Source organism: Croceicoccus sp. BE223 (genome assembly GCF_031457155.1).
In the GTDB taxonomy this organism is placed as follows: Bacteria; Pseudomonadota; Alphaproteobacteria; order Sphingomonadales; family Sphingomonadaceae; genus Croceicoccus.
Genome location: NZ_JAVDWB010000007.1, coordinates 44209 through 55323, shown reverse-complemented (window position 1 = coordinate 55323; position 11115 = coordinate 44209). Strand labels below are relative to the sequence as shown.

8 protein-coding genes are annotated in these 11115 nt (G+C 66.7%); 4 read left to right on the top strand and 4 right to left on the bottom strand.

Features of this window, described 5'->3' with window-relative positions; translation table 11 throughout:
- Window position 1 precedes the first annotated feature (1 nt).
- Entirely contained in the window at window positions 2-2401 is a 2400-nt protein-coding gene (locus tag J2X37_RS13975) for a TonB-dependent receptor domain-containing protein (protein WP_310022388.1), read from the bottom strand.
- 500 nt (window positions 2402-2901) lie between these two features.
- Here J2X37_RS13975 and J2X37_RS13970 point away from each other — a divergent pair, with 500 nt between their 5' ends.
- From J2X37_RS13970 to J2X37_RS13955, 4 genes are read left to right on the top strand one after another with little or no spacing between them, the layout of a single operon-like run.
- Complete coding sequence (locus tag J2X37_RS13970; RefSeq protein ID WP_310022386.1) at window positions 2902-3567, top strand: haloacid dehalogenase type II; 666 nt, start codon at window positions 2902-2904, stop codon at window positions 3565-3567.
- 35 nt (window positions 3568-3602) lie between these two features.
- On the top strand, window positions 3603-4691 hold the full coding sequence (locus tag J2X37_RS13965) for a phosphotransferase (protein ID WP_310022383.1): 1089 nt from the start codon (window positions 3603-3605) through the stop codon (window positions 4689-4691).
- Window positions 4688-6034: an aspartate aminotransferase family protein gene (locus tag J2X37_RS13960; protein WP_310022380.1), complete on the top strand. Its 1347-nt coding sequence runs from the start codon at window positions 4688-4690 to the stop codon at window positions 6032-6034. The genes J2X37_RS13965 and J2X37_RS13960 overlap by 4 nt, the downstream gene beginning before the upstream one ends.
- Before the next feature lie 19 nt (window positions 6035-6053).
- On the top strand, window positions 6054-6581 hold the full coding sequence (locus J2X37_RS13955) for an Lrp/AsnC family transcriptional regulator (protein WP_310022377.1): 528 nt from the start codon (window positions 6054-6056) through the stop codon (window positions 6579-6581).
- A gap of 179 nt (window positions 6582-6760) precedes the next feature.
- Here J2X37_RS13955 and J2X37_RS13950 read toward each other — a convergent pair whose 3' ends face one another.
- From J2X37_RS13950 to J2X37_RS13940, 3 genes are read right to left on the bottom strand one after another with little or no spacing between them, the layout of a single operon-like run.
- Window positions 6761-7111 carry a P-II family nitrogen regulator gene (locus J2X37_RS13950; protein ID WP_310022375.1) on the bottom strand — a complete coding sequence of 117 codons (351 nt, stop codon included), beginning with the start codon at window positions 7109-7111 and terminating at the stop codon, window positions 6761-6763.
- 16 nt (window positions 7112-7127) lie between these two features.
- Window positions 7128-9650, bottom strand: a complete 2523-nt coding sequence (locus tag J2X37_RS13945; protein WP_310022373.1) for a DUF2309 domain-containing protein — start codon at window positions 9648-9650, stop codon at window positions 7128-7130.
- Window positions 9647-10984 (bottom strand): proton-conducting transporter membrane subunit, encoded by a 1338-nt coding sequence (locus J2X37_RS13940; RefSeq protein WP_310022371.1) that lies wholly within the window; start codon window positions 10982-10984, stop codon window positions 9647-9649. The genes J2X37_RS13945 and J2X37_RS13940 overlap by 4 nt, the downstream gene beginning before the upstream one ends.
- Window positions 10985-11115: the final 131 nt, after the last annotated feature.

The window sequence follows — 11115 nt, the reverse complement described above, 5'->3', positions numbered from 1 at the left end:
GTCAGTACCTGAAGGTAACCTGCGCCTGGATCGTGCGCGGCAGCGACGCGAAGCCGATCTGATCCGCGATCACGCCGGTAACGCCGCCCGTCCCCGAACCGGTATTGGGCGCGTCGTTGCCGCCGGTCGCATACCAACGATTCGTGAGGTTCTTGCCGATGACGGCGAGAGTCCAGCGTTCATCTTCGGTCCCGAGCCTTACGCCGGCGTCGAGCGAAACGTAGGAGTTCTGGCGGGTGAAGGGATTGCCGAACGCGGTGGCCAGGTAATCGTCGCTGTAGCGGGCATCGACCGACAGGCCCAGCTTCAGTGCATTGCCGATCGGCATATCGTACGTCACGCCCAGCGCACCGGCCCATTCGGGCACATTGGCCGTGGGCAGACCGCGCAGGTTCTGGCGGTTTGCGACGGTATGAATCGCTGGATCGAAGGGGATGGTCCCGCCCGTTGCGGGCACGAAGACCAAGGTGCAGCCCTGGTCCCGGGTTTGCCCGGCATAGCACGGCGCGCCGGGTGCATCGCCATATCGGGCGCGATTGTAGTTGACCGATCCGCGCACCTCCAGCCCGTCGACCGCGTAGGGCGCGAACTCGAATTCCAGTTCGACGCCCTTGGTCCGCGCCGAGCCGGCATTGATCGTCGTGAAGGCGAAGATGTCGGATCGGAAGAAATCGAGCTGAAGATTGGTGTACCTGTAGTTGTAGGCACCAAGGTTCAGCCTGAGTTGGCGGTCGGCAAGGATGGTCTTGATGCCGACCTCGAAGCCTTTGGCCTTTTCCGGCTCGAACTCGAAGTCGGCCAAACCGGCGCTGGGGCTGTAGATGCCAGAATTGGAGAAGCCGCCCGACTTGTACGCCGTCTTGTACGCACCGTAGATGGTGATGTCCTCGGTCGGCTTGTAGGTAACCGTCGCTTCGGGCGACCAGTTCGAAAAGTCTTGGTTGGAGGTAAGAGTTACGCCGGGCAGAAAAATGCCCTGGGCCACCCGGATCGGGTGCGAATAGGGCTGGAGGAAGTAGCTGTCCTTCGATTCATCGGTATAGCGCACACCGCCCGTGATTTCGATCTGCTCGATGGGCTTGATGATCGCCTGACCGAAGAACGCGAGAGTCTTGCCGTCGGTCTGCGAATCCTTCGAGTTGGCGAGGTAGCGCCGGTAGGAGGGCGTCGCGGCGCTGTTTTCGAGCCCGCCCGATGCCGTCCATGCGTCGTAGTCGCGCTTGGTGTCTTGGAAATAGACGCCGGCCATCGCGTTGAACATGCCGTCGAGCGTCGTCAGCGCGCGCAGTTCGGTCGAGAACGCCCGGAAATCCGAGTCCTCGGTGGCGAAGACGCCGGCCGGGCCGGAGCGGGACACAGTGTCGCCGTCGAACTGGAACGTGTTGCGGTTCCAGTTGTAGTTCGTCACCGACGCCAGGGTCAGTCCCTCGAACTCGTACTCAAGGTTGGCGTTGACCGCCCACGACTTGTACTGGTTGCCGGTCTGTCCATCCCCGGTGGCGAACGGGATGCTGGCCGCGATCGCATCGGGGAAACGATTTGACGACGATTCGAAATTGCGGCCGCAGCGAATGGCGGGATTGCCCGCGGACGCACCCGTCGGGCAATAGTACAGCACCGCGCCTGCCGCCGGATTGTCCGACTTGTTGGTGCCGAAATTGGCCTTGACGGTCGCCGTGAACCGATCCGTGGGCTCCCACTTGGCCGTGCCGCGGATGTAGAGTTCCTTGCTCCGGCCGTCCCCGGCCGGATCCGAGGTATGGACCGTCGGGGTGACGACCTGCGACGTCGAAGTCCGGTCGGACGTGGGATAGGTCTGCGGCGTGCCGACTTGGTCGTAGTAACCGTCGTACATCCTGCTCGCCCGCGCGGCGATGCGGATGCCGAGCGTATCGGACACCGGCGTCGAGATGATGGCCTCGCCGGTCACCTGTTTCGCGGTGAATTCGTAAGCGGCCCGGCCAATGACCTCGAGGCTGTTGCCAGGATCGGCGGTCTTGATCGAAACTACGCCGGCGGTGGCGTTCTTGCCGAAGAAAAGCGCCTGCGGCCCCTTGAGGATCTCGAGCTGCGCCAGGTCGAAGAAACCTTCGTTGATGGTGCGTCCCTGGCCATAGTAGGCGCCATCGACGATCACCGCGACGGACTGCTCCAGACCAATCGAGGTCGTGTTCGACCCGATCCCGCGCAGCACCAGCGTCGCGCCCGACCCGGAAGGTGCGCGCCCGATCACGAACGACGGTGTCTGCGCCGCTACGCGTTCCAGGTTGGAAAGATCATAGTTCTCGATCTGCTCGGCCGAAATGGCGGTAACGGCAACCGGAACGTCCTGCGTCGATTCCGTGCGCTTGCGGGCGGTGACCACGATCTCCTCGATGCCGCCTGCGCGCTCTTCACCCATGCCGGGTTCCTGGGATTCCTGTCCCTGGGCTGGCACCGTTGCCAATACGCCCAGGCTTGCCCCGAGAAAGAGCATGGCTCTTGCACCCAAACCGTTGAATTTGTTCATCTGATCCTCCCCTCCGATGACGTGCGGTCCGTCACACTCTCGTGCCAACCGACTCGTTCAAACAGATGTATTACTTTAAAACAGACATTTTAAAGCCCGGAACCTGCCGTTTTGGGGAGGGTCACGATCGCGCGGCTTGTGCGGGTCAGATCCTGTCGGAACCTCACCCTGCGTGCGGTAACCATGGTGCTGAACAGGCAGCCTTGAGATTGTGCCGACCTGCGGCATGATCTTCCGCGGCGCGCAATGCCTGCGGACGCACGAGGTCGCATCAGGTGCCGAAAGGCTTGCCTGCCGGAGCGCGAAATGCGTCTCGCCGCTACAACTACGGCATAAACCCGGCGCCTGGCGTCCATACAACATCGGGACGTCACCAGCACCAAGAGGCAACCATGACTTTCCGGCCAGACTACATCAGTTTCGACTGCTACGGCACGCTCATCAACTTCGCGATGGGGCCGACCGCGGAACGGCTCTTCGCGGACCGCGTCGATGCGTCGCGGATGGGTCCGTTCCTCGACAGCTTCAAGGCCTACCGCCTCGACGAGGTGCTGGGCGCGTGGCAACCGTTCCGCGACGTGGTCGAGAACTCGATCCGGCGGACCTGCAAGGCCCACGGCATCGAATGCCGCGAAAGCGATGTCGAGGCGCTTTATGCCGCCATCCCGACATGGCAGCCACACCCCGACGTCGTCGAAACGCTCGAGCTGGTGGCGCGGCACTATCCGCTGGTCATCCTGTCGAACTCGATGGTCGACCTCATCCCGGCCAGCGTCGCGCACCTCAAGGCCCCGTTCCACGCCGTCTACACTGCAGAGGAAGCGCAATCGTACAAGCCACGCCTGCCGACCTTCGAATACATGTTCGAACAGCTCGGCTCGACGCCGGACCGGATGATGCACTGCTCGTCCAGCTTCCGCTACGACCTGATGTCGGCGTCCGATCTCGGCTTCATGGCCAAGGCCTTCATGGACCGCGGGCACGAGCCGACGTCGACGAACTACGGCGTCAGCCGGCTGACCGACATCCGTCAGCTTCCCGGCCTTCTCGGCCTTTGAGCCGTGCAGCCAGCCCCCGGCCGGCGAGAGCGCAGATGAACACCCTTCGAAGCCCCCATGATTCTGGCGCTCCGCCCGCCGACGGGTCCGAACTGTCGGCCGACGTGCCCGAACTTACGGCGCAAGAGGCCTCGGCCCTTGCCGAGCGCCTGTTCGGCATTGCCGGCAGCGCGCACTTGCTGACCAGCGAGCGGGACCGCAACTTCCGCCTGGCCGGCGCCGACGGGGCCAACTACCTGCTGAAGATCAGCAACCCGTCCGAACCCGATAGCGTGGTCGACCTGCAGACTGCGTGCCTGGACCATGTCAGGGCAAGGGATGGCGCCATCCCGGTGCCGCGCGTCCTGCGCACGCTGGCTGGCAAGACGCGCGGACGAACCGGGCTGGCGGACGGACGTCACTCTACCGTCCGGATGCTCACCTATCTCGAAGGGCTGCCGGTGAAGGGCACCGCGCACACCCGCGAACAGCGCCGCGCGATGGGAGCGGCGCTCGCCGAGCTCGATCTCGCTCTCGACGGGTTCAGCCATCCCGGCGCCTCGCACGACCTGTTGTGGAACGTGTCGCGGGCGGACCGGCTGGCACACCTCGTCGCTGATATCGTCGGTGACGAGCGGCGCGGCCTTGTCCGGCACTTCATGGACCGTTTCGTCGACGACCTGCTGCCGCGGCTGGACGGCCTGCGCCGGCAGGTGATCCACAACGATTTCAACCTCTACAACGTCCTCGTCGACGAGAACGATACCGACCGGGTCACCGGGATCATCGATTTCGGCGACCTGATCCACGGTGCGCTGGTCGGCGAAGTCGCGACCGCGGCGACTTACCAGATGAAGGGCGCGGCAAAGCCTCTCGCCGCGGCCGCCGAGTTCATCGGCGCCTATCACGAAGTCCTGCCGCTGCTGCCCGAAGAGCAGGCGATCGTCGCCGACCTTGTCGCGACGCGGCAGCTCGTCACCGTCCTCATCACGGAATGGCGTTCGCGCCGTCACCCGGAAAACCACGACTACATCATGCGGCACAACCCGGCGGCCTGGGACGGGCTTGCCATGATGGCCGACATTTCCCGCGAAGACGCCCGCGACCAGATGCTGGCCTGCGTGCGCAACGGAGACAACCGATGACCAGCACGATCGACCTCAACATGGTGAACGCCTACATCCCCGGGCGCGCCGACGTGGGGCCGGAAACGGCCGCCACCATCGCCCGCCGCGATGCCCTGCTCGGCCCGGCCTACCGGCTGATGTACGAACGCCCGCTGCACATCGTGAAGGGCGAGGGCGCGTGGCTGATCGACAGCGACGGACGGCGGTTCCTCGACATCTACAACAACGTCACCTCGCTCGGCCACTGCCACCCGCGGGTGGTCGAGGCGATCACCAGGCAGGTCGCGACGCTGGCGACCAACACCCGCTACCTGCACGAAACCATCCTCGAACTGGCCGAACGGCTGCTGGCGACGGTGCCCGGCACAGACCTTGCTCACATGATGCTGACCTGCACCGGCAGCGAGGCGAACGACCTTGCTTATCGCATCGCCAAGGTCCGCACCGGCGGCACCGGCATCATCGTCACCGAAACCGCCTACCACGGCTTTACCGACGCGGTGTCGCAGTTCTCGCCCTCGCTCGGCGTGACCGTGGACCTGGGTGCGCACGTGCGCCTTGTTCCCGCGCCGCGCGCCTATCACGCCGAGGGCGTGGACCTCGGCGAGCGCTTCACCCGCGATGTCGAGGCGGCGATCGCCGACCTGCAGCGCCATGGCATCAGGCCGGCGATGCTGATCGTCGATTCCGTCTTCACCAGCGACGGGATCCTTGCCGACCCGCCGGGCTTCCTCAAAGGTGCGGTCGAGGCGATCCGCCAAGCGGGCGGCCTGTTCGTCGGCGACGAAGTGCAGCCCGGCTTCGGCCGCACGGGAGAGCACATGTGGGGCTTCCAGCGCCACGGCGTTGCCCCCGACATCGTCACCATGGGCAAGCCGATGGGCAACGGCCAGCCCATCGCCGGCCTGCTGGTGACGCAGGATGCCGTCGCGCGGTTCGGGCGCGACTCGCGCTACTTCAACACATTTGCCGGCAACACCGTGTCGTGCGCCGCCGCCGTGGCGGTGCTCGACACGATCGAGCAGGAGGGCCTCATCGCCCACGCCGCCCGGATCGGCACCAGGCTGCGCGAGGGGATTGCCGCGCTCGCCTATCGCCACGAAGCCATCGGCGACGTGCGCGGCGTGGGCATGTTCGTCGGCGTGGAGATCGTTGCGGACCGCGCCCGGCGCACGCCCGACCGCGAACTGACCAGCCGGGTCGTCAACCTGCTGCGCGACAAGGGCGTGCTGATCAGCGCCTGCGCGATGGGCCACAACGTCCTCAAGATCAGGCCGCCCCTGGTGCTTGATGCCGGGCAGGCCGATATGGTCATCGCGGCGCTGGACGAATCGTTCGCGCAGGCCGCCGCCGGGCGTTGAAGGGAGGGGCGGACCGCCCATGACTTCGCGGTTCAAGCTGGATCGGATCGATTTCCAGATCCTCGACCATCTCCAGAGGATGGGCCGTTGCTCGAACGTCGAGCTGGCGGAGATGGTCGGGCTCAGTCCCAGTCCCTGCCTCAGCCGGGTCAAGCGGCTGCAGGAAGTCGGCGTGATCGAGGGGTTCGGCGCGCACGTCGCGCTCGCGCGGCTCGGCGACTACCTGATCGTCTTCAGCGAAGTGACCATCGACGCGCACCGCCGCCAGTACCTGCGCCGCTTCGAGGAGGCCGCCGCGGCGGTCCCCGAGATCATGGAATGCTACAACGTCAGCGGCGGCTACGATTTCCTGATCCGCATCGTCGCGCGCAGCGTCTCGCACTTCCAGACCGTGATGGACGGTCTGCTCGAGGCTGATCTCGGCATCCGCAAGTTCCAGAGCTATGTCGTGCTGCGCGTCCCCTTCGTGAAGCACGAGCTGCCGCTCGATCGTCTCTTCGGAACGGGCCGGCCCGGGCACATCGACGAGGATGCACCCGAGGAATAGCCCCGCCTATCCTTTCGGGAAGGCGACGGTCCGGCGCAAGCCGTCAGCGACCGGGAATCGTCCCGATGCCGGTCGACAATGGCTCAAGAGCGCGATGGGTCGAGGTGCGCCCTGATGGAGGCGCCATCGGCCGTCGACGGCTGGCAGGGGCTGGCGACGAGGGGCAAGCCGTGTAGTTTTTACCGCGCAACGGCCGCGTTCGCAGCGAAGTAGTCAGACCGAAGAACTTCGACATCCGAGAGGAAGGTCACCCCGGCACGCGTCTCGAACAGCCGGGCGAGGCCGCGGGCGACATCGGAGATCACTTTCCGTTCGGCGACGGCTACGTACATGACCAGCCCGGTCTGGTCGTTGAAGATCGTCTTGCCCTGGTGGAAGCCGCCGTGCCCCATGCCGGCGACATCGCGGATCATCGTCCAGCCGCCGATGCCCGAGGCGACGAGCAGGTCCTCGACGAGTTGGTGGTCTTCGGCGCGCACGACGATCTCGATCTTGCGAAGGCGGTGGAGAGGCAGGTCGTAGTCTGTCATCGAAAGAACTCCCGGATCAGCAGGTGAGGGAACGGATGGCCTGGCCTTCGCGCAGGTCGCACCCGGACGTCCGCCAGCGCATGGCCCGGCCATCGCGCGGATCGACGACGACGAGCTGGACCCAGCCGTTGCCGAAGAGCCGGCCAAGAATGTCGTTGGACGCCACCACCGCCTCGACCCGCTCGATCGGTGCCAGCACGACGGTCAGCAGGCGCTGCGGTACGTGGTGGGGATCGCCCGCATCGTCGAACAACGACTGGCGCGGCAAGCCGACCTTGAGGTCGCCGCCGTTGCCCTGGACGACCCCGATGCCGCCGCACACGTTATGCGTGACCTTGTCGCCGGAGCCGTAGCGGTCGTTGTCGATGGTCGAGAACAGGTACTGGCAATTGATCCACTGGGCGACGACCATCGGCGCGGTCAGGATCGTCGTCAGCGCCTCGCCGGCGGGATCGGCCTGCCAGTCGTAGCTGTGCAGGAATGCCCTGCCTTCCAGATCGATGCCCCTGCTCCAGCCGCGCGGGCCGACGAGGAAGGCGGCGTTGCCGGCAAGGCCCCATTCGGGGCGGATCTCGCCCCAGTGCGCCGCCCCGGTCAGCAGGTCGTCGGGTGTCCGGCCAAGCAGGGCGGCCCGCCGCGCCCGGTTCCTCGCCCCCGCCTTGGCCAGGTCGCCTTGCAGGCTCGCCAGCTCGGCACGATGCGTTTCCGGCACCCGGAAGGGGTCGAAGATCGTCACCTCGTCCGTCGTCGTGTCGTGTTCGGCGGCAAGGAACCACGTGTCGTCGGCAATGGCGAGGCCCTGTGCCGCCATGCCCTGTCGCACATCCGGTTCGTTGAGCATGGCGGCAAGGATCCGCGCGTTCGAACCCCCGGCGTGGCCGCCGCACGCGCCGCAATCGAGAGCGGCGGCGTAGGGATTGTTGACCGCGCTCCCGCCGTGGCCGCACAGGACCACGAGCCGGGCGGTTTCCGGCTTCATCCCGGTAAGGCGGAACATCGCGCTGGCATAGCCGATTTTGTCGGCCAGGCTGAAGCCGGCGCAGCCCGCATGCGGCGTGATCTTCGGTTCGAAGGCCTGCCGCCGCTGCTGCTCCCGCCTTGCGCGGGCGCGGTCGGCGAGCCGGGGCGCCAGGGTCCGCGCCGCCATGGCAAGGCCGGCCAGTAGCCCGGTCGCCTCCGCCGTGGCGAAAGCCGAACCGGTGCCCAGCTTGGCGGCGCCGAACAGTCCGGTGGCGGCTGCGTTCCGGTCGTCGTTAGCGACGGTCTCGCGCGCGACTTCGCCTTGCCCGTCAACGATGCCTTCGGCGACATCGTGCTGCGGCGAGAGCAGCACGGGCAGCAACCGCTTGCGATGCCCGGCACCGGCAGCACGAAGCGCGATCGGCAGACCGAAGAACCCGGCATAGCCGAAGGTCTCGTTAGGTCCGGTGCTCTCGATCTGGCGGCGCAACGGTTCCGAACGCACGTCGATGCAAAAGACGAGCTGCGCCGCGGGCCTCGTTTCCGGCTCTCGGATCATCGCGCTTTGCAGGAGCTTCGGGACCAGCGCATTGGCATAAGTCCACTCCGCCGCGGATAGGAACAGCGCGCCGAGCGAGCCGTCGTCGAGCCGGGCAATAGCGGCCAGCCGGGCGGCCTTCGCCGGATCGAGCCCGTTGCGGTCCAGCCCGAAATGGCGCGCCAGATCCTCCCTCGCATCGAACACCTGCGACGTGATCGGGCCAGCAGTGACGGCCCCCGCGCGATCGAGCAGCAGCCAGAGCGCAAGCAGATCGGCCATGCCGGCAGGCGCCAGCGCTACCCGCTCGCGATCGGCATGTTCGGTGCGCCAGCGGATGTGCCCCGCCCAGCCGAGCAACCGCGCCACCAGCGCGGACAGGCGGTCGAGCGGATCGTCGACGCCGCCGTCCTGCGCCAGCGCTTCGGCAATCGCTTCGTAGGGATCGCGCGGCACGGTGAGCAGCAAGGTTTGCCCCCGCTCGCCCGTCAGCCCGGCATACTCCGCGTCATGGCGAAGCAGCGACAGGACGGCGCGATAAAGGCCCAGTTCGCGGTTCGGCATCGGACTGGCCGAGATCGCCTCGTCGAAGAAGGCGCCGCACCACTTGGCGATGAAGGCCGCAGCCGGGTCCAGGCCTTTGCCGGACGTCTCCGGCACCGAGGGTCCGGTGTCCAGCAGCCGTGCCATCAGCGCGTCGATGGCCATCACGCCGGGCGCAATGCTGGCCATCGCCGCGTAAGTTCCGCCCAGATGACGGATCGCCGCATCACGCAGCGCGCGCCGTTCGATCCTGCCCCCCTGATAAATCCTGCGCCAGAGCGAGAGCGGCAGGCTCTCGCGCGCGCCGAACAGGGCGGCGGCATGCCTGACCGCCTCTTCGAACGGGCGGTCCTCGAACCCGGCGAGCGGATTGACGGCGATCGCGCTTTCCAGCGGCCACATCGGCGGCACCGTCCGCGCCGCAAGGGCGACGAGCCCGGCAATCTCGGTGCGCGTGAGGAGGGTGTCGGCGGGGTGGAGAGGCGAATGCATGTTCATGGGCGATCTCCGGAAGCAAGGGGACGCAGCATCCCGGCGTTGAGCAGGTGGACGTAAAGGGCCGGGGGAAGGGCCGAGCGGGTGGCGATTCTGCGGCTTTGCCAGATCCACCCGCCCAGAAAGGCGGCCAGGACGATGACGGCGAGCGTGGGCGAAATCAGCGGCGCATCGGCGAAGGCAAGGGCGTCCCTGGCCAGTTCGAAGCCGAGCAAGTGAAGCAGTGCCAACCCGATCAGCATCGCCGTGATCGCGACCCTCGATCCCGCGCCAGTTCTGCCGACGAGGACCGTGCCCAGCGTTGCCGCGCCGGTCGCCGCGGCAAGCAGCAGGGGTACCAGTTCACCCCCCGCCGTGCCGCGGACGGCAAGGACGCAGCCGACGACGAAGGTGATGCCCGCGACAGCCATGACCACGCCCGGTTCGAGCGCGGGGCGCCGGTCCGCCTCGGTGCCGAACGCGGAGCCTGCGTTGAGGAAGAGCCAGGCCTTGAACAGTCCGTGCGCGACGATGTGCCACAGCGCCGCGGCATAGGCGCCGAAGCCGCAGCTCACGATCATGAAGCCCATCTGCGAAACGGTCGATCCGGCGAGCGAGCGCTTGATGCCGGGGCTTACCGCCATGATGCCGATGCCCCACAGCGCGGCGAACAGGCCGATCGCGATCGCGGCGTAGCGTACCGCGGGCGCCGCCTCCAGCACCGGGGCGAAGCGGAGCAGGAGGAAGCCCCCGGCATTGACGAGACCGGCGTGCATCAGCGCCGAAACCGGCGTCGGCGCGGTCATGGAAGAGGTCAGCCACCCCGAGAACGGCGGCAAAGCGCACCGCGCGGCGGCGGCGGCGAGGAGGAGCGCGGCGATGACGCCGACGACGGGTGCGGGCATCGCCGGAACTGCCGCGATAGCCTCGTCCAGACGTAGCGTGCCGCCGTGCCAGCACAACAGTCCGATGCCGGCGAGGAGCGCAAGGTCGCCCAGCAGAAAGGTGCGGATGCTGCGCCGTGCCGCGGCGCGCGCCTCGCCCCATTCGTCGGCATGGCCGATGAGCCTGGCCAGGAGGACACCGCTGGCAAGCCAGCCGGCCACGAAGAGAAGGGCGTTGCCGGTCAGGACGAAGAACAGCACGGACGCGACGAGCCCGCCGAGCGTTGCGAAGAAGCGCCCCGATCGCCTGTCGCTGCGCATGTAGCGGGTGGAAAACGTGGCGACGAGCGCGCCGACGAAGAGGGTCATCCCCGCGATGGCGAGCGACAGTCCCGGCAGCGGCGCCCCGGCGCGCCATGCAAGCAGGGCGACGACCGGCAGGATGCCAAGCAGGCTCCAGAGAACCAGCGTCACGATCTTTCCGGGATCCCGTTTTCTCAGCGATGTTGTCGATAGAGGCACGGCGAACTCCTTTCGGAGGCCTCATGCCGACGTTCTCTTCATTGATGAAACAAGTTATCGAAATATCATCTATTGAAGTTTAC